Below are 20,227 nucleotides of genomic sequence, written 5' to 3'. Positions count from 1 at the left end.
AAAAAGGAGGAGAGGATAATGTATTATTATTACGTACCTCAAGTATATCCATATGTAAATTATTATCCGGTTTATGATACGAGTAGACAATACGAATTATATCGGCAACAACAATTACAGCAATTATCACAAATACCACAAATACCACAACAACAGCCTACACAGGAAAAAAAACCATATTTAACAACATGGCCATATTCCAATGTGTACTATGGTAATTATTACGAATCATAAAGCTGCTTCTATTTAGAAGCAGCTTTATACGTTTGTTTTCAAAATTAAATTTTGAATGGTTTGAAGAGAATGAATGAGCTTTTCGCGCTCTTCCTCAGATAATGTTTGGAAATTTTCTTTTAGTTTGTCTAAAATGAATTGCTGATACTGATTTACTAATAATTTCCCTTCAGCTGTTAGGGAAATTAAAATGACCCGTCGATCTTTTTCGCTATAATGACGCTCTATTAGTTCTTCTTGAATAAGTTTGTTTAATAGAGGTGTCATGTTAGGCCGTGAAATCGCTAGCCGCTTGCCGATTTCGGAAACTGCTAATGTGCCGTTTTCATGCAAAAGCAGTAATACTTGTGTATGTGATGGCGGCATATGTCTTTGAGAAGAAAATTCTCCAGGAAGCATAAATTTGCGATAAAAAAGAGGCACTAGCGAAAGAAGATGATCAACAATACGTTCCCACTCGCGTGATTCCATATAAAGGCCCCCTTCCACTCTCATTGTAACAAAAAAGACATGTTATAAAAATAGAATTGTTTCATGGGAATTTTAATATTTGTAGGCCAACACTTTTTTTGTAAATGAATCGGCAATAATCGTATAGCCTTTATCATTTGGGTGTACTTGGTCAAAGAGCAATTCTTTTTTATCATTCGATATTAATTTACGAATTGGCAAAACGATAGATGGTTGATTCACTTTTGCAATGGAATAAACGGATTCATTCCAGCCGTCTAAAAACATATCTGCATAACTTGCGATGGAGTCATCGAGTTGTAATGGGTTATAGAGTTCAGAAAGAATGAGTAAAGCATCCGGATTTTGATCTCGGACTGTCTTTACAATATTTTTTACATCCGCTTCAAAATGAGCTTTTTCTTTATTTAACATTTTAATACCGTCTATAACACCGACATCACGATTTAAGCGAAATAAATTATTTCCTCCAATATTAATGGTAATGATATTTGCTGCTCTAATTTTTTGCTTTACATCTTCTGATTGAACTTTTTTAGCGAGACGATCTGTTGTAAGACCGTTTATCCCAAGGTTTTCTACAGTAATTGGTTTATGAATTTGTGCTTCTATTTGTTTAGAGGCTAATTCAGCAAATCCACCTTGTGTTGATCCATATCCTTTGGCGAGCGAATCACCTAGTACGAGATGATAAAAGGAATCGTTTGTTTGCTTATCAATCCAACTTGGAGTAGATGTTTTTTCTGTTTTTTCTTCGGGTTCATTTTGTTTTGTCTCGTCGTTCTTTTCAAAATAAGAATAAGAAATGATCAGAAGGAGGAGACAAACAATTGTTAAGATGACTTTTTTCATAAATTCATCCTCCTTGTAATTGGTAATTGTATCATATTCAGCAGTATTAGCAATGTAAGGGCATATTATATGTTTATGAAAAGTTTATAATAACTTTACAGAAAATTTGTTGAAGTTTGTCAAAAAATATTGACGATAGGAAAGAACTTTATATATGATAATGTCAGATAAGGTGAAATTTTAATTAGTGGGAGCTTTATTTCCTATTAATTGTTAGTCTTCATCAATCGAGCGTTTAAGGGGACTACTCGTTAGCGCAGGGTGAAATGAAAATTGTGTCTCTAATAGAAGAAAAAAGGTATGTGGTTAGAGAAGATAGGGATTCATTTCATTATTTCTGGTAATTGTATAAGGGGGATTTTTTGTGAAAAAGTCAAAAAAAATGCTAGCTGGAGCAACTCTTGCGATTGGTGTTATAGCACCGCAAGTAATGCCAACAACAGCTCATGCAGATGAGAACGCTGGGGAGAGTACAGTTAACTTACGAATTCTAGAAACATCAGATATTCACGTTAACTTAATGAATTACGATTATTATCAAACGAAAACAGATAATAAAGTAGGTCTCGTACAAACGGCAACACTCGTTAATAAAGCACGTGAAGAAGCGAAAAACTCTGTCCTATTTGATGATGGAGATGCATTACAAGGGACACCGCTTGGAGATTATGTAGCAAATAAAATAAAAGATCCGAAGAATCCTGTGGATCCTAGTTATACACATCCATTATATCGTGTAATGAATTTAATGAAGTATGACGTCATCTCTCTTGGGAATCATGAATTTAACTACGGTTTAGATTATTTAAATAAAGTGATTGAAAAAACGGATTTCCCGGTTATTAACTCGAATGTCTATATAGATGACCATGATGGTAATGATGAGAATGACGAGCATTACTTTGATAAACCATATCATATTTTAGAGAAAGAAGTAGTGGATGAAGCAGGCCAAAAACAAATAGTGAAGATTGGTGTAATGGGATTTGTTCCACCACAAATTATGAATTGGGATAAAGCGAATTTAGAAGGAAAAGTAAAGGCAAAAGATATTGTGCAAACAGCGAAAAAATTAGTTCCGGAAATGAAGGCGCAAGGTGCGGATATTATAGTTGCACTAGCGCATTCAGGTGTTGATAAGAGTGGATACAACGAAGGAATGGAAAATTCATCGTTTTATTTAGCGACAGAAGTTCCTGGCGTAGATGCAGTATTAATGGGACATTCACATACTGAAGTGAAGGATGTATTTAATGGTGTTCCAGTTGTAATGCCTGGTGTCTTTGGAAGTAACTTAGGTATTATTGATATGCAATTGAAAAAGGTAAACGGAAAATGGGAAGTACAAAAAGATCAATCTAAGCCACAACTTCGCCCGATTGCTAATAGTAAAGGTACCCCATTAGTAGAATCTGATCAAAAATTAGTTAATGAAATTAAAGATGAGCATCAAGCGACAATCGACTATGTAAATACACCTGTAGGTAAAACGAAAGCACCAATTAATAGTTATTTTTCATTAGTACAAGATGATCCTTCCGTACAAATTGTGACAAATGCGCAAAAATGGTATGTAGAACAAGAACTTAAAAAACCAGAGTACGAAAAGATTAAAGATATTCCGGTTTTATCTGCAGGCGCACCATTTAAAGCAGGTGGCCGAAACGGTGCTACATATTATACGGATATTCCAGCTGGAACGTTAGCGATTAAAAACGTTGCAGATTTATATGTATATCCAAATACGTTATATGCTGTAAAAGTAAATGGGGCACAAGTGAAAGAATGGCTTGAAATGTCTGCAGGTCAGTTTAATCAAATTGATCCAAAGAAAACAGAAGAACAGCCGTTAGTAAATATAGGGTATCCTACATATAACTTTGATATTTTAGATGGCTTAAAATACGAAATTGATGTAACACAACCGGCGAAATACGATAAAGATGGAAAAGTTGTAAATGCAAATACGAATCGTATTGTAAATATGACATATGAAGGTAAGCCAGTAGCTGACAAGCAAGAGTTCATCGTCGCTACAAATAACTATCGTGGAAGTAGCCAAACGTTCCCAGGTGTAAGTAAAGGGGAAGTTGTATACCAATCACAAGATGAAACACGTCAAATCATTGTGAAGTATATGCAAAAAATAAAAGATATTGATCCAGCAGCTGATCAAAATTGGACATTTAAACCGATTGTTGCAGATAAATTAAATACAACATTTGATTCTTCACCAAATGCACAAAAGTATATAAAGAAAGATGGAAAGATTTCATATGTTGGACCATCTGAAAATGAATTTGCGAAATATGCAATTGATATAACGAAGAAAAATGATGATAAAGAAACTGGTGAAGGAAACCCAACAACACCGCCAACAGGTGGTGGAGAAAATCCGACGACACCACCAAAAGGTGATGGAGAAAACCCAACAACACCGCCAACAGAAGAAGGTAATAATGGTAATGAACCAAAGCAAGATGGAAACAATACTGGATCTGGACAAACTACAACAGATGATCAAAATACAAAAGAAACAACAACTGTAAGTGAAAATAAAGAAGCTGAAAAAGATGAGCGTGATTTACCGAAAACAGGTGCAAGTATTGCTTCTACAATTGGAGCTGGTCTTGCGTTTGTTGGAGCGGGATTACTTCTGTTATTTAGAAGAAAGAAAGCGAATAGATAGTCAAGAAATATAAAAAGGATTACCGATTTGGTAATCCTTTTTGTTATATTATGAAACTGGTACTGCTTTTTCTTTTTTCCATGAAAGACCGAATCCAGTAAAACCGACAATAATAGTTACGACTGGACATGCTAAACAGAAGATTGCGTATGGCAGGTAATCGAATGTTGGAACGCTAAGAACGTTTGTTAAGAATACGCCACTTACACCCCATGGTACGAGTGGATTAATTACTGTACCAGCATCTTCTAATACTCGTGATAAATTACGACGTTCTAAACCGACTTCATCGTATTTATTAGCAAATGCTTGTCCTGTTAAAACGATGGATAAGTACTGCTCACCAAGTAAGAAGTTTACACCAATTGCAGTTGAAGCAGTAGAAATAATTAAGCGTGTACTAGTTTTTACGAAGCTAGAGATAATATTCATCAGCTGCGCTATAATACCCATTCCTTGTAATAATCCTCCCATACAAAGAGCTAGGAAAATAAGAGCAATTGACATCATCATACTTTGCAGGCCACCGCGAGATAATAAGCTGTCAATGTCTTTGATACCAGTTTTAGAAACGTAACCGTCTTGCATAATTTTTATTAAATCAGCTAAAGAAGTGCTAGGTTTAAAAATAAAGAGAATAATAATCCCTACCACAATTCCTGCAAGTAATGTTGGAACTGCGGGTACCTTTTTAAATGCGAATAGGAACAGTAATAAAATAGGAATCAGTGTAACGATAGAAATCGTTGCATTTTTTTCTAGTGTGTTAATAAATGCTGAGAAATCAACGTTTCCACCAGATCCGCTTCCTAAAATGAAAAATGCGATAAAAGCAATAATGAAAGCTGGCACTGTTGTCCAAAGCATGTTACGAATATGTTCAAATAAATCTACACCCGTTACAGCAGGCGCTAAGTTTGTTGTATCAGATAAAGGAGACATTTTATCTCCGAAGAATGCACCAGAAATAATTGCCCCAGCAATAAGAGCTGGATCGTATCCAAGGGCAGTACCCATTCCCATAAAAGCAAGTCCTACAGTTGCAGCAGTTGTAAAAGCACTACCGATACTCGTTCCAACAATTGCACAAACAACAAAAACAGTTGGAACGAAAATTTTTGGAGATACAAGTTGGAAGCCGTATACCATTAAAGTGGGAATAGTTCCAGCTGCGATCCAAACGCTAATTAATACGCCTACAAGTAAGAAAATAAATATAGATGGAATACCAGCTGAAATACTACTAATCATCCCTTTCTCCATAGTAGACCAAGAGATTTTCTTCAAGAATCCAAATGCTAATAAAAGAACGATACCAAATAAAATTGGGATGTGTGGTGAAACTTCTAATTGAATAACACTAAAACCAATACAGAAAAAGATAAAAATTGTTAAAAGAACAGACTCAATTTTTGAAACCATTGTTTTCCCCTCCTAAGTAATGTGAAATAGCTCTTTTTTATATAAAATTCGCCAATATTGTATATTTCCTTCTAAAATTTAGAATTTTGTGACAAATTACCGGTAATTGTTAGTCCTTCTATATGATACGGAAATGATTGGATAAAAAAACGTCCCTGCATATAATTATGCAGGGACGAAGAAATCGCGGTACCACCCTAGCTTGTGAAATGAATGCATCACAAAATAAAGGGTCATATGATATGCGCTTATAAAATAAAAAACGCCCCTGCAATATATGCAGGGACGAAAAATTCGCGGTACCACCCTAAATTGTGAAACAGTGTCGCTTCACCACTCTTTAGACATAACGGTCTATAACCGTCTTTCACTACTCCTCACGTTTCGTAAAAGAAGCTCCAGGGGGTAATTCATAATTCGCTCTGTACTGGTTCGCACCGACCACCAGCTCTCTGAAATCAGAAATCGAAATACTACTAAATCCTATCAACGCCGATTCATATGATGTTAGTTAAATTTTTATCATATTTTCATCTTACATGTCAATAAAAATATTAAATGTTTTTTTAGGGAAATAAAGGATAATTGTTTTTAACGCTGTAAAAATGTACGTTATAATGAATTTGAAAGGGGGAGGAAAGAGTGAAGAAAAAAATAATTCTTTTTACCACTTTATTAGTTATTGGAGGAAGTGCTGGAATTTACACAGCTTTTGCGGCTGAATCAGAGCAGTTGAAACAAAAGCAAATACAACAGTCAGAAGTGAAGAAAGTAAAAGAAATAGAAGAGAAGAAATCAATGGAAAAAGCAGCAGAAAAACTAGGAGTTTCTATTGAGGGGAAAACAAAAGAAGAGGTTACGAAAGAAGTAAATACCGCTAGATTTGAGAAGCGTCATGATTTATTAATTGAGCACGCTAAGCAACTTGGAATTGATACAGAGGGGAAAAAAGATGAAGAAATTATTTTAGAAATTGGAAAGATACAGCATGGAAAGTAGGACAACTTATCGTATGATAAGTTGTTCTTTTTTAAGAACTATTTGATTTTAAAATAATTGACAGTCATTCGGATTTAATGTTAACTATATTTATAAATAAGTTAACATTAGGGGTGACAATTGTGACAATAAATAGTAAAACGATTGAAAAATCATCTTATACATATGAAGAATTAGCAGAGAAAAATAAAGCTTACGTATGGCACCCATTTACACAAATGAAAGATTATTTAGAAGAAGATCCTGTCATTATTGAACGTGGAGAGGGAAGAAAGCTATACGATGTAAATGGTAATGAATATTGGGATGGTGTTTCATCTATATGGTTAAATGTTCACGGACATCAAGTACCGGAATTAGATGAAGCAATTCGTGAGCAATTAAATAAAATTGCTCATTCTACTATGTTAGGACTTGCTAACGTTCCATCTATTTTATTAGCAGAAAAAATTATTGAGGTTGTACCAGATGGATTGAAGAAGGTATTCTATTCTGATTCAGGTTCTACCGCTGTTGAAATTGCAATTAAGATGGCTTTCCAATATTGGCAGCATAAAGGGAAACCAAAGAAACAAAGATTCGTTACATTAAAAGAAGCATATCACGGTGATACAATTGGAGCTGTTTCGGTAGGAGCAATAGACTTGTTTCACCAAGTGTATAGTTCGCTCTTATTTGATGCGATTAAAATGCCGTATCCATATACATATCGTTCTCCTTACGGAAATAATAAGGAGGAAATTGTAAAAAGCCATTTAGAAGAAATGGAAGAATTGTTGAAAGAAAAGCATGAAGAAGTAGCTGCCATCATTGTAGAGCCATTAATGCAAGGTGCTGGCGGGATGATTACAATGCCAAAAGGATATTTAAAAGGACTGCGCGATTTATGTACTAAGTACAATGTATTATTTATTACAGATGAGGTAGCAACTGGATTTGGGCGTACAGGGAAAATGTTTGCTTGTGAACATGAAAATGTGACGCCAGACATTTTAACTGCTGGGAAAGGTTTAACAGGTGGATATTTACCAATTGCAGTTACGGTAACGACAGATGAAATATATAATGCCTTCTTAGGAGAATATGAAGAACAAAAAACATTTTTCCATGGACATAGCTACACAGGCAATCCGTTAGGGTGTGCCGTAGCAATCGCGAATCTAGAACTATATGAAAAAACAAATTTAATAGAAGAAGTGGCACGTAAAACGGATTATGTGGCAGCGCAATTAGAAAAGCTCTTTGCTTATAAACATGTAGGTGATATTCGTCAGTGCGGATTAATGGTTGGTATTGAGCTTGTGAAGAATAAGGAAACGAAAGAAGCGTTTGACTGGACAGAGAGAGTCGGTGTTCAAGTATGTAAACGCTCAAGAGAGCTGGGTATGATTTTACGACCGCTAGGTAACACGATTGTATTTATGCCGCCACTTGCTTCTACTTTTGAAGAGATTGATGATATGTTACGCATTTTATATAAGGCAATCTCGGATGTTACGGAGGGAGAATAATGAGTGGTTTTTTCATAACAGCAACTGATACTGAAGTTGGAAAAACAGTAGTTGCAGGTGCTATAGCAGGTGTATTTAGAGAATTAGGATATAACGTAGGGGTGTATAAACCGTTGCAAAGTGGGTATGTTGCATCAAACCCTGAGGGAGATGCGGCAAGGTTAAAAGCATTATCAGGTGTACCGACACCAGAAAATGAAATTTGCCCTTATTCTATTGAAGAACCACTTGCTCCGAGACTTGCCATGAAAAGAGCTGGAAGAGTAGTAAAGTTAAAAGAAATTACTGATTACTATAATGAACTATTAAAAGAGTTTAATAGCTTATTTGTAGAAGGAGCAGGTGGGCTTGCTGTCCCATATACAGAAGATGCTTTAGTAATTGATTTTGCAAAAGAATTACAGTTGCCTCTTATTGTAGTAGCTCGTCCTACATTAGGAACAGTAAATCATACAGTGTTAACGATTGCTTACGCAAAGGCGCATGGTTTAACCGTAGCGGGTGTCATTTTATCAGGTTGCAAAGAATGTGAAATGGAAAGAGTGCAAGAAAATAAAGAGATGATTGAAGAGCTGAGCGGGGTACCAGTTTTAGGATTATTGCCATTCTTTGCAGGTGAGTTTACGAAAGAAGAAGTATTAGAATCTGCAAAAGAACATATTATGATTTCAAAATTAGAGGAGTTTATCCAAAATGAATCAAACGTGGCGGGCGCACCTTCAATCTAAATTACAACAATTACATGAGCAAGGGCAGTATCGTGATTTGCATGTAACAGAGAAGGCAGAAGAGACTTGGCTTATTCGAGATAAAAAAAGGATGTTAAATTTAGCGTCAAATAATTATTTAGGGTTAGCTGGAGATGAAAGGTTAAAAGAAGCTGCTATTGCCTGTACAAAAAGATATGGAACTGGAGCGACTGCCTCTCGTCTCGTTGTAGGAAATCATCCATTATATGAAGAGGTTGAGAGAAGCATATGTGACTGGAAAGGTACTGAAAGAGCTTTAATTGTAAATAGTGGGTATACGGCAAATATAGGTGCTATATCTTCTTTAGCCTCTCGGCACGATATTGTTTTTAGTGATAAGTTAAATCACGCAAGTATTGTTGATGGAATCATATTAAGCGGGGCAGAGCATAAAAGGTATCGTCATAATGATTTGGATCATTTAGAGAAGTTGTTGAAAATGGCTTCGCCTGAAAAAAGGAAATTAATCGTAACAGATACCGTTTTTAGTATGGATGGTGATACTGCGTATTTGAGAGATTTAGTACAGCTGAAAGAGAAATACGGGGCAATCATTATAGTTGATGAAGCACATGCGAGTGGAATATATGGAATCGGCGGAGCTGGGTTATCTCATATAGAAAAAAATCTTGCTCAAAAAATTGATATACATATGGGGACGTTTAGCAAGGCTTTAGGGTGTTATGGTGCGTATTTGACAGGTGATGAAATTTATATAGAGTATTTACAAAATATGATGAGAAGCTTTATTTTTACTACAGCTTTACCACCAAGTACGTTAGGAGCGGTGCAAAAAGCAATTGAAATTGTAAAAGAAGATAACGAAAGAAGAGAGAACCTTATAGCAAACGGAGAATACTTCAGAACTAAATTAAGGGATGCTGGTTTTGATATTGGGAATAGTTCAACTCATATTGTACCGATTGTAGTCGGTTCAAATGAACATGCTTTACGGTTTAGTAAAAGGTTGCAAGAGGCAGGGATTGCGGCTATTGCAATTCGTCCGCCAACTGTGCCGGTTCATAGTTCTCGAATTCGCTTTGCAGTTACATCGCAACATACAATAGCTGATTTAAAATGGGCTATTGACCGAATTATCCACATTGCGAAAGAAGAGGAGCTTTTCGTATGAATGAGCTAAAGATTATTTTTATCCCCGGATGGGGAATGGAAGAGAATATTTGGGATTTAGTACTTCCGTATTTTAAAGGATATTCTGTTCAATGCATAGATTGGCGTAATGTGAAAGAACGAAGTGAATTTGCGGAACGAATTATAGATGTAGCGCATAATGACAACGTAATATTGGTTGGATGGTCACTAGGAGCGTTAGCAGCAGTTGAAGCTTATAAAAAGATTCAGGCAAAAGGCATCGTATTAATTGGTGGTACTGCTAAATTTACAAATACGAGCGATTACAGTAACGGATGGAATGCTTTGCATGTAGAACGGCTGAAAAGGAATTTGGCGAGAAGGAAAGAAGATACGCTCAAGCGGTTTTATGAAAATATGTTTACGAAAGATGAGCTAAAAGAGAATAAAAACTTTGAAGACATTGTATACCGTTTTAAAGGTGATTCTATTCAGTCTTTACAACTAGGTTTGGATTATTTAATAGAAACAGATATGAGAGAAGAACTAAAAGAAATTAAAGTACCTATACTACTTATTCACGGAGAACAGGATGTAATATGCCCATTGTCTGCGGCACGTAGTATGACGGAAAATAGCAGCAGCGAGCTGAAAGTAGTAAGTGAAGCAGGGCATGCATTATGTGTGACGAATTTTGAATATTGCGCAAATGAGATAATTCAATTTGTAGAGGGGATACGACATGATCAACAAAACGTTACTACAAAAACGGTTTAATGGGGCAGCCGTATCTTACGATCGATATGCAAATGTACAAAAAAAGATGGCACATTCATTACTTTCAATCTTAAAGGAACGATATAGTGAAACGGCATCAATACGTATTTTAGAACTGGGATGCGGGACGGGGTATGTAACAGAGCAATTATCAAAGTTATTTCCGAAAGCACATATTACAGCAGTTGATTTTGCTAAAAGTATGATTGCGATTGCGCAAACTAGACAAAATGTAAAAAATGTAACGTTTCACTGTGAAGATATTGAGCGATTACGATTAGAAGAATCATATGATGTCATTATTTCAAATGCTACATTTCAATGGTTAAATAATTTACAACAAGTGTTAAGAAATTTATTTCAACATTTGTCTATAGATGGGATATTACTCTTTTCAACGTTTGGACATGAAACGTTTCAAGAATTGCATGCTTCGTTCCAACGTGCGAAAGAAGAAAGAAATATAAAAAATGAAACATCGATTGGTCAACGTTTTTATTCAAAAAATCAGTTGCTTCATATATGTAAGATAGAAACAGGGGATGTGCATGTTTCTGAAACATGTTACATAGAGAGTTTTACAGAAGTTAAGGAGTTTCTGCATTCTATTCGAAAAGTAGGAGCAACTAATAGCAATGAAGGATCATATTGTCAAAGTCCCTCACTCTTTCGTGCGATGCTACGCATATACGAAAGAGACTTCACGGGAAATGAAGGGATAATGGCAACGTATCATGCTTTATTTATACATATAACAAAAGAGGGGAAGAGATGAAATGAAACAAGTACAAACAAAAAGGGATTGGAAAAAACTTGCATACGACGTAGTGGAAGAGAAGATGATTACGAAAGAAGATGCAATAGCGATATTAGAAGCTGATGATACCGAAGTTTTAGAAATTATGAATGCGGCTTACATTATTCGCCATCATCACTTTGGTAAGAAAGTAAAATTGAATATGATTATTAATACGAAATCTGGATTATGTCCTGAAGATTGTGGATATTGCTCACAGTCTATTATTTCAGAAGCACCGATTGATAAATATGCATGGTTAACGCAGGAGAAGATTGTAGAAGGGGCACATGAAGCAATACGCCGTAAAGCAGGTACATATTGTATTGTAGCGTCTGGTCGTCGTCCGACGGATAAAGAGGTAAATCACGTAATTGGAGCAGTTAAGGAAATTCGTGAAACGACAGACTTGAAGATTTGTTGTTGTTTAGGTTTCTTAAATGAAGATCAAGCAGGACGTTTAGCGGAAGCAGGCGTGCATCGTTATAACCACAACTTAAATACACATGCAAATAATTACGATAGTATTTGTTCAACTCATACGTATGATGATCGTGTTGATACAGTTCAAAAAGCAAAACAAGCGGGCATTTCCCCATGCTCGGGAGCGATTTTTGGCATGGGAGAAACAATTGAAGAGCGTGCTGAAATTGCATTTGAATTACAACGTATAGATGCAGATTCTATCCCTTGCAATTTCCTTGTTGCTGTAAAGGGGACACCTCTTGAAGGACAAAAAGAGTTAACTCCAGTAGAATGTTTAAAAGTACTGGCAATGATGCGTTTTGTAAACCCAACAAAAGAAATTCGTATTTCAGGAGGACGTGAAATCAATTTACGTTCTGTACAGCCAATCGGTTTATTTGCAGCAAATTCTATTTTTGTCGGGGACTACTTAACGACAGCTGGACAAGAGCCGACTGCGGACTGGGGTATGATTGCAGATTTAGGATTTGAGATTGAAGAATGTGCATTATAAGATAGATGAAAAAGCAAACTTGTAAAAGGGTTTGCTTTTTTTGTAAATAAAATGTAATAAATAGTTGTGAACGCTTGATATTATTGGTTTTTAAGCGAAAAAAAGAATTTTTGTGGACGAATTTTCCAAGCCCTAGTTGTACATAGTAAATATGTAATTTATATTGGGTTGGAGGATTTTACATGTACAAATACATATTAGCGATTATGACTTGTTTAATTTTAATAAAAGCAATAAGTTCTGATCCAGTTAAGGCTGCTGAAAATCCTGAACAAAAAGAAATGCAACAAAGAATCGAACAACACTTTCGAACGAAAGCTGAACATTTTGGATTGAAAACGGAAGGAAAAGATTTAAAGGAAGTTAGAAAAGAAATTACTATTATAGAAGAAGCGAAAAAAAGAGAGAATGTATGGAGAACGGCACAAGCTCTTCATATAAAAACAGAAGGAAAAACGATGAATGAATTAATAAAAGATGTACAAAAAAAGGTGAAAAAATAAAAAGAGGCCGCAGCCTCTTTTTTTATGCCCATTGTTTTGATAAGTGAGCCATTTCAATTGCAGCAACAGCTGATTCATATCCTTTATTACCAGCTTTCGTACCTGCGCGTTCAATCGCTTGTTCAATTGTTTCTGTCGTTAATACGCCGAAAATAACTGGGATGTCCATTTGTAGTGATAAAGACGCAACACCTTTTGCTACTTCATTACAAACGTAATCGTAGTGAGTTGTAGCACCTCGGATTACAGTACCTAATGTAATAACAGCATCATACTTTCCGCTACTAGCCATCTTTTTAGCGATTAAAGGAATTTCAAATGCACCAGGAACCCAAGCAACATCAATATCATTTTCTTCTACACCGTGACGCTTTAATCCGTCTAAAGCGCCGCCAAGTAACTTACTTGTAATAAATTCGTTAAAACGTCCAACAACAACTCCAACTTTTAATCCTGTACCAACTAAATGACCTTCGAATACCATAATAAATCTCTCCTTTAATTATAAGTTTAGTAAGTGTCCTAATTTGTTTACTTTCGTTTGTAAATACGATTTATTCTCTTCTTTTGCTGGCATTTGCAACGGTACACGCTCGACTACTTCTAAATCGTAACCTTGTAAGCCAGCAATTTTTCTTGGGTTATTCGTTAATAATCGTAAACTCTGTAAACCTAAATCTTTTAATATTTGAGCACCGATACCGTAATCACGAAGATCAGCAGGGAAGCCGAGTTTTTCATTTGCTTCTACAGTATCGAATCCTTCTTCTTGTAATTTATAAGCACGAAGCTTATTAAGAAGCCCAATGCCTCTTCCTTCTTGCCTCATATAAAGAAGAACACCTTTTCCTTCACGCTCAATTTGAGCAAGTGCTGCATGGAGTTGTGGTCCGCAATCGCAGCGATGTGAACCGAATACATCTCCTGTTAAGCATTCAGAATGAACACGTACAAGTACCGGTTCACCTGTTGAAATATCACCTTTTACAAGTGCGATATGTTCTTTCGTATCTAATGAGTTAGAATAGCCAATTGCGTGGAAAGTACCGAAATCTGTAGGTAATGTAATTTCCACTTCTCTCGTCACAAGTGTTTCATGATGGCGGCGGTAAGCAATTAAATCTTCTATTGTAATCATTTTTATATCAAATTGTTTTGCGCATTCTATTAAATCAGGTACACGTGCCATCGTGCCGTCCTCATTTATAATCTCGCAAATAACTCCAGCTGGTTCGGCACCGCATAGCTTTGCTAAATCAACAGCAGCTTCTGTATGACCTGCACGACGCAGGACACCGCCTTCTTTCGCAATTAATGGAAAGATATGTCCAGGTCGATTGAAATCAGCACCTTTTGATGCGGGGTTTAACAATTCTTGTATCGTAGTTGCACGTTCGTGAGCGCTAATCCCTGTTGTTGTAGAGACATGGTCAATGCTCACTGTAAACGCAGTATGATGTGAATCTGTATTATGAGATACCATTGGTTCTAATTGTAGACGTTCTGCGTATCCTTCCGTAATCGGTACACAAACGAGACCACGGCCATGTGTAATCATAAAATTTATTGTTTCTGGTGTAATGTACTCTGCTAAAGCAATAAAATCGCCTTCATTTTCTCGGTTTTCATCATCACATACGATAACGACTTTACCTTTTTTTAAATCTTCTAGAGCTTCTTCAATACGATGAAACATTGTGCTTCCCCCTTATAGAAATCCGTTTTCTTGTAAAAAGCTTTCGGTCATTGAACCTACTCGTTTTGTAGGTTTAGTAATAAAGCGTTCAATATATTTACCAATCATGTCACACTCAATGTTTACGATATCTCCGGCATTTTTTGCTCCAATGACAGATTCGCTTACTGTGTGCGGGATGAGTGAAATCGTTATGGAAGATTCGTCTATATCAAATATCGTTAAACTCGTTCCATCAACAGCAATGGACCCTTTCTGCAAACAATAGCGCAGTAGTTCATCAGAAATTGCTATTTTGTAATAGACGGCATTGTAATGTTGTTTTTTATTTAAAATCGTTCCGATTCCATCAATATGTCCTGAAACGAAATGTCCACCGAATCGTCCGTTTGCAGCCATTGCTCGCTCTAAATTTACTTTAGAGTGCGGTTTAAGCATGCGAAGTGATGTCGACTGCATCGTTTCAGGCATTGCATCAACTGTAAATGAAGTAGTTGTAAAGCTTGTTACAGTTAAGCAAATACCGTTAACCGCGATACTATCACCTAAGTGAACATCTGATAAAATTTTCTTTGCATGAATCGTTAATTTCATCGCTTCTCCGCTTTGTTGCATGTTTGCTATCGTTCCTAATTCTTCTACAATTCCTGTAAACATTTCGTCACCTCGTTTCGGGCATTCGCAACGATTTTTATATCATCACCAATTTGTTTCATCTCTTGAATTTTCAAGGAAAGCGCATTTTGTAATTTTGAAAAACCATTTCCTCCAAATAAAGTAGGAGCATCTTTCCCACCAATTAATTTCGGACTTATATAGGTTACAATTTCATTAAAATTGTTTGTTTTTAAGAAACTTGCATGAATCGATTGGCCACCTTCAACGAATAGAGAAAGAATTTGTTTCTCTCCAAGAAAGGAAAGAAGGTCCTCGATTTCTATATGTTTCGTTTCCATTTGGAATATAGCTATATTTTTAGATTCATAAGAAGATATCTTCTCTTCCTTTACATCCTTACCGACAATAATCCATGTCGGTGCTAAACCATCTGTTATAACATGAGAAGATGGTGGCGTTCGTAAATGGGTATCTAAAACAACGCGAATAGGATGTTTCCCACCATTTGGAATTCTTGTTGTTAAATGAGGATTATCAGCTATAACTGTATTCACTCCAACAAGAATTGCATCATGTGTATGGCGATATTGGTGAACATCAGCACGTGCTTCTTCACCTGTAATCCACTTACTTTCACCAGTTACAGTTGCTGTTTTTCCATCTAAGCTCATCGCTGTTTTGATTGTTACAAAAGGGCGCTTCGTTTTCATGTAGTGAAAAAAGTAGCGATTTAATAAAACTGCTTCTGCTTCAAGAACACCGGTCGTTACTTCAATTCTAGCTTCCTCTAATCTTCTTTTTCCGTTACCAGAAACGAGCGGATTACAATCGAGAGTAGCAATTACAACACGCTTAACTCCTTTTTCGATGAGCAATTCACAACAAGGTGGTGTTTTTCCAAAGTGGCTACACGGTTCCAGTGTTACATAAACGGTAGCGTCTTTGGCGTTCTGACCAGCCATTTGAAGGGCATGAACTTCTGCGTGTTCTTCACCAGCTCGTAAATGAGCCCCCATACCAACGATGTTTCCATCTTTTACAACAACAGCACCAACCATAGGATTTGGACTTGTTTGTCCTGATGTCCCTTCTGCTAACTGCAGGGCAATCCTCATATATTCTTGATCTGTCATTTTCTTCACCTCTCCTAAAAAAATCAAAAAACCCCAAGGATTTAATATCCTTGGGGTTTGGGAGACGTGATTTCTAGAAATATAGTTTGAATACGAAAGCATAGGAAAGAAACCTAACGATAATTGATATTTCTGCATAAGGAAAAAACCTAGCAAAATATCGAATTTTTAAACGCTAGTTGTCTCTTTTTATTTCAGTATAAAAAATAAGTATAGAAAATTAAACATATATAAAGAATCAAAATGAATCTTTAAAAATATGCATACTGAAATAAAAGTGTATTCACTATATAAAAAACTAGAAACATATCCTTCTCCCATCCAGACTATACTGTCGGCCCTAGAGTTTCACTAGATCCACCGTTTTCGAGTTGAAAACGGGTCACGGACTTAGAAGTTTTCACTTCATCACCGCCGGTTGGGAATTTCACCCGACCCCGAAGGATGCTGTTTGCTCAAATTATAGCACAAAAAAAATAAAAGGCTAGTAAAAAATATTCGAATGTGAAGAATTGTGTGAAAATATATGCAGGCTGGAATGGAAATAAAAGTATTAGAAATGTTGTAAGGAGAAGGGATATAACGGAGTTGCTAAAAAGAAAAAACATGCACAAAAAAATGTGCATGTCACATGTAAAATTATTCTGCCTCTGGTGCTCTAACAACAGACTCGAATTTACCTTTATGCGAAGCGTCGCAATAAGGCATATTTTTTGATAAACCACAACGGCATAAAGAAAATGCCGGTTTTGCTGGGAATACATTCCCTTGTGAGTCGACTAATTCCACGTCCCCTGTAACGCGAAAAGAGCCATTATCATTTACTTTAATTTGTACTTTTGCCAACGTTATCCCTCCTTCCCAAACGCTTAATTTCATCATATAATCAAGGGAAGTGCTTGACAATATAAAAAGAGCACTTTGTTTGAGAAAGAAGAGAGTGTTATAATAGTTTTCATAACTGACTAGAGTAAGGTGACGAGAGATGGATAAACAATTACATACATTACGAAACATTGCAAATGAGCGCACGTGGGCATCATTTTTGAATGATAATCATCCATATAGTTTGTTACATTGGTCCATTGCAGGTGTAGGGCAAGAGGCAAAGGATGTTTGGTTACTTCAAGATGAAGTAACATTTCAAACGACAGAATTCCCAACGTTAGATGATGCAATGCAATGGATTTCTGAAAATATGGAACAAGTTACAGACGTTTTAGCGCAATAAAAAACAGGCTTATGCAAGCCTGTTTTTTGTTTCTTTCACATATGTGTTTAAAAATTGATCGACGGCTGCTTCGTACTCTTCTTTATTTTCGTTATAAGAGCAAGCGTGTGCACCGTGTTCTGCAATATAAAGCTGCTTATTATTTTCTTTCGCTTCATATAACGCTTTTGTCATATCAGCTAAAATATAGTCGTCATCTTTACTATGAATAAAGAGAACGGGATTGTTAATGTTTTTTATACAGTCGATTGGTGAAACTTCACGAATTGTATAACCGTCACGAACTTTCAAAAATGCGTTTGCTAAAGGTAATAAAGGCCATTTTGGTAAATGGAATTCAACCTTTAAACGGTGCTGTAATTGTCCGTGAAAATCAGAGAAAGGACAATCTGCAATATAGAAATCAGCACCATCTTCTACAAGTCCTGCGTATTGAAGAAGTGTTGCAGCTCCCATAGATTCACCATGAATACCAAGTGTAATATTGGTGCCAAAACGGTTTTTTAGCCAGTCAACTACGGATTTTAAATCATGTTTTTCATAGTATCCATAGCTTGTTGTTTTTCCGCCAGTTTTACCATGACGACGATGATCGTAAATGAGGACGTTATATCCCCTTTTTAAGAATAAGTTTGCATATTTTACAGAGTTTATTTTATTTACAGTTACACCGTGGCAAAAAACCATAAACTTATTGGTGGAATGACCAGCAGGAATGTAATATCCGTGAAGGTCGTATCCGAATTGTGAAGGGATATGAATTTCTTCTTTATGAAGAGCATCAAAATCCTCTATACGAAAATGTTTTTTCGTTTCTCTTTCGAGTACTTCTTCCTCTGTTTTTTTCTTTAAGTACATCACTTTATTTGTAAAGAAAATCCCAAGGGCAGTTATTGCACCTAGTATAGTAAACAATGCTGCAAAAAAACGTTTCATACTTTACCTCATCCTCCAAATACCGTTACATGTGATACACTTATATTGTATCACAATGATATAAAAGGGGAGAAATAGGAAATGCTGCATATACAAAAAATTACGCCAGCGATGAAAGAAACAATCCGAATGTTCATGTGTGAGAACTGGGGAAGTTCATTGATGGTTTCACGTGGTAAGGGGCATCAGTTAGAAGAGTTGCCAGGATTTGTTGCGCTCTCAGATGACAGAATAATCGGAATTATAACGTATGAAGTGACCGGAAATATATGCGAAATTGTATCGCTAGATAGCTTTGAAGAAAGAAAAGGAATAGGGACGAAACTTGTGGATTGTGTATTACAAGTTGCAGAAGAAGAACGGTGCAGACAGGTTTGGCTTATTACAACAAATGATAATATGAATGCGTTACGATTTTACCAAAAACGTAATTTTGTAATGACTAATTTATATGTGAATGCGGTAGAGGAGGCACGAAAAATAAAGAAAGAAATTCCACGTATGGGATATGATAATATCCCAATTTTACATGAAATTCAGTTGGAGTATCGTTTAGTGAAATGATGTAACAATTTTCAGAAATGTGAGTTATTAATCTTGACGGATAGTGTAATTTAGGTTACCGTAAAATTGTAATCTATTACCATATTAAGGGGTGACGATGTGGCAACTATACGTGATGTTGCAAAATTGGCAGGTGTTTCAGTCGCAACCGTTTCACGAGTTATTAATGAAAAAGGATACGTTCATGAGGACACAGTAAAACAAGTAAAGGAAGCAATTGAAGAATTACGTTATAGGCCAAACAGTGCAGCGAAGCCACTATTTAAAGAGAGTTCAACGATAATTGCATTACTTGTAGATAATTTATGTAACCAATCAAACATCACTTTGCTACATTGTATTGAGGAAATAGCATATAAAGAAGGCTATCAAATCATTATTTGTAATATAGAGAATAAAGATAGATACATACATATGCTGAAGCAAAATAACATTGCAGGTGTTATTTTGACGAGAGCAGTTTTTAAAAGTGTAGGAGAAATTCCATTTCCGTTTGTTGTGATCGATGAGCAACAATCACATGGAAATTATTATGAAAGTGGACAGAGAGCTGTTTCTTTATTAAAAGAGAAAGGGTGTCACTTTCTTGCATATTTCGGTGAGGGAGAAGAAAGTGAAGAAATGGAAGATTATATAGCAGGGTTTTTAGACACTGTTTGGGATGAAGGAATCTCTTATCGAGAAGAATGTGTACAAGGGTATACAAATAAACAATTTATTACATTATTGCAAAACAATCCGTATATAGATGGAATTGTAGCCTCAAGTGATCAGATTGCTATTGAGTTAATTCGGTCAGCGAGATTTCTAAATATACATATACCAGATAAATTAAAAATTGTTGGACCGAATGGGAGTATAGAGTGTGAATGGATAGGTTCATCACTACCGACAATTGAAAGCTATGTCAAAGATAACGGAAAAGTAGCTTTTCAACAATTAAAAGGAAAAATAAAAAAGTAAAAGGTGCGTTTT

22 protein-coding genes, 1 riboswitch and 1 other annotated feature are annotated in these 20,227 nt (G+C 35.9%); of the genes, 13 read left to right on the top strand and 9 right to left on the bottom strand.

Translation table 11 applies throughout. The annotated features are described in order from the left end of the window. Positions 1-18 precede the first annotated feature (18 nt). Positions 19-234 carry a hypothetical protein gene (locus tag V7S45_RS20235; protein ID WP_000291955.1) on the top strand — a complete coding sequence of 72 codons (216 nt, stop codon included), beginning with the start codon at positions 19-21 and terminating at the stop codon, positions 232-234. A 24-nt stretch (positions 235-258) separates the two neighbouring features. Here V7S45_RS20235 and V7S45_RS20230 read toward each other — a convergent pair whose 3' ends face one another. Beyond that, on the bottom strand, positions 259-705 hold the full coding sequence (locus tag V7S45_RS20230; protein ID WP_000445819.1) for a MarR family transcriptional regulator: 447 nt from the start codon (positions 703-705) through the stop codon (positions 259-261). A gap of 72 nt (positions 706-777) precedes the next feature. Continuing rightward, on the bottom strand, positions 778-1,557 hold the full coding sequence (locus V7S45_RS20225) for a GDSL-type esterase/lipase family protein (protein ID WP_000755838.1): 780 nt from the start codon (positions 1,555-1,557) through the stop codon (positions 778-780). A gap of 364 nt (positions 1,558-1,921) precedes the next feature. Here V7S45_RS20225 and cpdB point away from each other — a divergent pair, with 364 nt between their 5' ends. Continuing rightward, the gene (gene cpdB / locus V7S45_RS20220; protein ID WP_089607614.1) at positions 1,922-4,246 is read left to right on the top strand and encodes a bifunctional 2',3'-cyclic-nucleotide 2'-phosphodiesterase/3'-nucleotidase; all 2,325 of its coding nucleotides are present in this window, start codon (positions 1,922-1,924) and stop codon (positions 4,244-4,246) included. A 48-nt stretch (positions 4,247-4,294) separates the two neighbouring features. Here cpdB and nhaC read toward each other — a convergent pair whose 3' ends face one another. Continuing rightward, the gene (gene nhaC / locus V7S45_RS20215; RefSeq protein WP_000253730.1) at positions 4,295-5,668 is read right to left on the bottom strand and encodes a Na+/H+ antiporter NhaC; all 1,374 of its coding nucleotides are present in this window, start codon (positions 5,666-5,668) and stop codon (positions 4,295-4,297) included. A gap of 278 nt (positions 5,669-5,946) precedes the next feature. Next, positions 5,947-6,167: a binding site (T-box leader), on the bottom strand. Positions 6,168-6,310: 143 nt separating this feature from the next. Between nhaC and V7S45_RS20210 the strand changes: the two genes are divergently transcribed. From V7S45_RS20210 to V7S45_RS20175, 8 genes are all read left to right on the top strand, one after another. Then, positions 6,311-6,667, top strand: a complete 357-nt coding sequence (locus V7S45_RS20210; RefSeq protein WP_088343917.1) for a hypothetical protein — start codon at positions 6,311-6,313, stop codon at positions 6,665-6,667. Between the two features lie 77 nt (positions 6,668-6,744). Continuing rightward, entirely contained in the window at positions 6,745-8,178 is a 1,434-nt protein-coding gene (gene bioA / locus V7S45_RS20205; protein ID WP_142292876.1) for an adenosylmethionine--8-amino-7-oxononanoate transaminase, read from the top strand. Next, positions 8,178-8,906, top strand: coding sequence for a dethiobiotin synthase (bioD, locus tag V7S45_RS20200; RefSeq protein WP_088343915.1), 729 nt, complete (start codon positions 8,178-8,180; stop codon positions 8,904-8,906). Before bioA ends, bioD begins: the two co-directional genes overlap by 1 nt. Further along, positions 8,872-10,059 carry an 8-amino-7-oxononanoate synthase gene (gene bioF, locus V7S45_RS20195; protein ID WP_063220775.1) on the top strand — a complete coding sequence of 396 codons (1,188 nt, stop codon included), beginning with the start codon at positions 8,872-8,874 and terminating at the stop codon, positions 10,057-10,059. The genes bioD and bioF overlap by 35 nt, the downstream gene beginning before the upstream one ends. Beyond that, positions 10,056-10,796, top strand: coding sequence for an alpha/beta hydrolase (locus V7S45_RS20190; RefSeq protein ID WP_048655593.1), 741 nt, complete (start codon positions 10,056-10,058; stop codon positions 10,794-10,796). Before bioF ends, V7S45_RS20190 begins: the two co-directional genes overlap by 4 nt. After that, the gene (gene bioC / locus V7S45_RS20185; protein WP_342761463.1) at positions 10,762-11,571 is read left to right on the top strand and encodes a malonyl-ACP O-methyltransferase BioC; all 810 of its coding nucleotides are present in this window, start codon (positions 10,762-10,764) and stop codon (positions 11,569-11,571) included. Before V7S45_RS20190 ends, bioC begins: the two co-directional genes overlap by 35 nt. 1 nt (position 11,572) lies before the next feature. After that, on the top strand, positions 11,573-12,571 hold the full coding sequence (gene bioB / locus V7S45_RS20180; protein WP_000815856.1) for a biotin synthase: 999 nt from the start codon (positions 11,573-11,575) through the stop codon (positions 12,569-12,571). Positions 12,572-12,753: 182 nt separating this feature from the next. Beyond that, positions 12,754-13,074 (top strand): hypothetical protein, encoded by a 321-nt coding sequence (locus V7S45_RS20175; RefSeq protein ID WP_000280032.1) that lies wholly within the window; start codon positions 12,754-12,756, stop codon positions 13,072-13,074. Between the two features lie 22 nt (positions 13,075-13,096). On the opposite strand, the gene ribH is transcribed toward V7S45_RS20175, so the two are convergent. The 5 genes from ribH to V7S45_RS20150 form a co-directional block, all read right to left on the bottom strand. Beyond that, a complete protein-coding gene (gene ribH / locus V7S45_RS20170) occupies positions 13,097-13,558 on the bottom strand; it encodes a 6,7-dimethyl-8-ribityllumazine synthase (RefSeq protein WP_000230895.1) in 462 nt (153 codons plus the stop codon). Between the two features lie 18 nt (positions 13,559-13,576). Continuing rightward, a complete protein-coding gene (gene ribBA, locus V7S45_RS20165) occupies positions 13,577-14,770 on the bottom strand; it encodes a bifunctional 3,4-dihydroxy-2-butanone 4-phosphate synthase/GTP cyclohydrolase II (RefSeq protein ID WP_000468976.1) in 1,194 nt (397 codons plus the stop codon). Positions 14,771-14,782: 12 nt separating this feature from the next. Next, on the bottom strand, positions 14,783-15,427 hold the full coding sequence (ribE, locus tag V7S45_RS20160; RefSeq protein WP_000493908.1) for a riboflavin synthase subunit alpha: 645 nt from the start codon (positions 15,425-15,427) through the stop codon (positions 14,783-14,785). Further along, complete coding sequence (gene ribD, locus V7S45_RS20155) at positions 15,409-16,521, bottom strand: bifunctional diaminohydroxyphosphoribosylaminopyrimidine deaminase/5-amino-6-(5-phosphoribosylamino)uracil reductase RibD (RefSeq protein WP_000131986.1); 1,113 nt, start codon at positions 16,519-16,521, stop codon at positions 15,409-15,411. Before ribD ends, ribE begins: the two co-directional genes overlap by 19 nt. A 305-nt stretch (positions 16,522-16,826) precedes the next feature. Beyond that, a riboswitch (FMN riboswitch) is annotated at positions 16,827-16,970 on the bottom strand. A gap of 190 nt (positions 16,971-17,160) precedes the next feature. Continuing rightward, positions 17,161-17,367 carry a CDGSH iron-sulfur domain-containing protein gene (locus V7S45_RS20150; RefSeq protein WP_001151582.1) on the bottom strand — a complete coding sequence of 69 codons (207 nt, stop codon included), beginning with the start codon at positions 17,365-17,367 and terminating at the stop codon, positions 17,161-17,163. 139 nt (positions 17,368-17,506) lie between these two features. Between V7S45_RS20150 and V7S45_RS20145 the strand changes: the two genes are divergently transcribed. Continuing rightward, positions 17,507-17,752 (top strand): DUF2552 family protein, encoded by a 246-nt coding sequence (locus V7S45_RS20145; RefSeq protein WP_000360793.1) that lies wholly within the window; start codon positions 17,507-17,509, stop codon positions 17,750-17,752. Positions 17,753-17,761: 9 nt separating this feature from the next. On the opposite strand, the gene V7S45_RS20140 is transcribed toward V7S45_RS20145, so the two are convergent. Continuing rightward, on the bottom strand, positions 17,762-18,688 hold the full coding sequence (locus V7S45_RS20140; RefSeq protein ID WP_000819234.1) for an alpha/beta hydrolase: 927 nt from the start codon (positions 18,686-18,688) through the stop codon (positions 17,762-17,764). A gap of 81 nt (positions 18,689-18,769) precedes the next feature. Between V7S45_RS20140 and V7S45_RS20135 the strand changes: the two genes are divergently transcribed. Further along, positions 18,770-19,252, top strand: a complete 483-nt coding sequence (locus tag V7S45_RS20135) for a GNAT family N-acetyltransferase (RefSeq protein ID WP_000902435.1) — start codon at positions 18,770-18,772, stop codon at positions 19,250-19,252. Between the two features lie 99 nt (positions 19,253-19,351). Continuing rightward, positions 19,352-20,215 (top strand): LacI family DNA-binding transcriptional regulator, encoded by an 864-nt coding sequence (locus V7S45_RS20130; RefSeq protein WP_025687580.1) that lies wholly within the window; start codon positions 19,352-19,354, stop codon positions 20,213-20,215. The last annotated feature ends 12 nt before the right edge of the window (positions 20,216-20,227 follow it).

This window comes from Bacillus sp. BR3(2024) (assembly GCF_039134555.1).
In the GTDB taxonomy this organism is placed as follows: Bacteria; Bacillota; Bacilli; order Bacillales; family Bacillaceae_G; genus Bacillus_A; species Bacillus_A cereus.
This window is presented reverse-complemented; position numbering and strand designations above follow the sequence as displayed.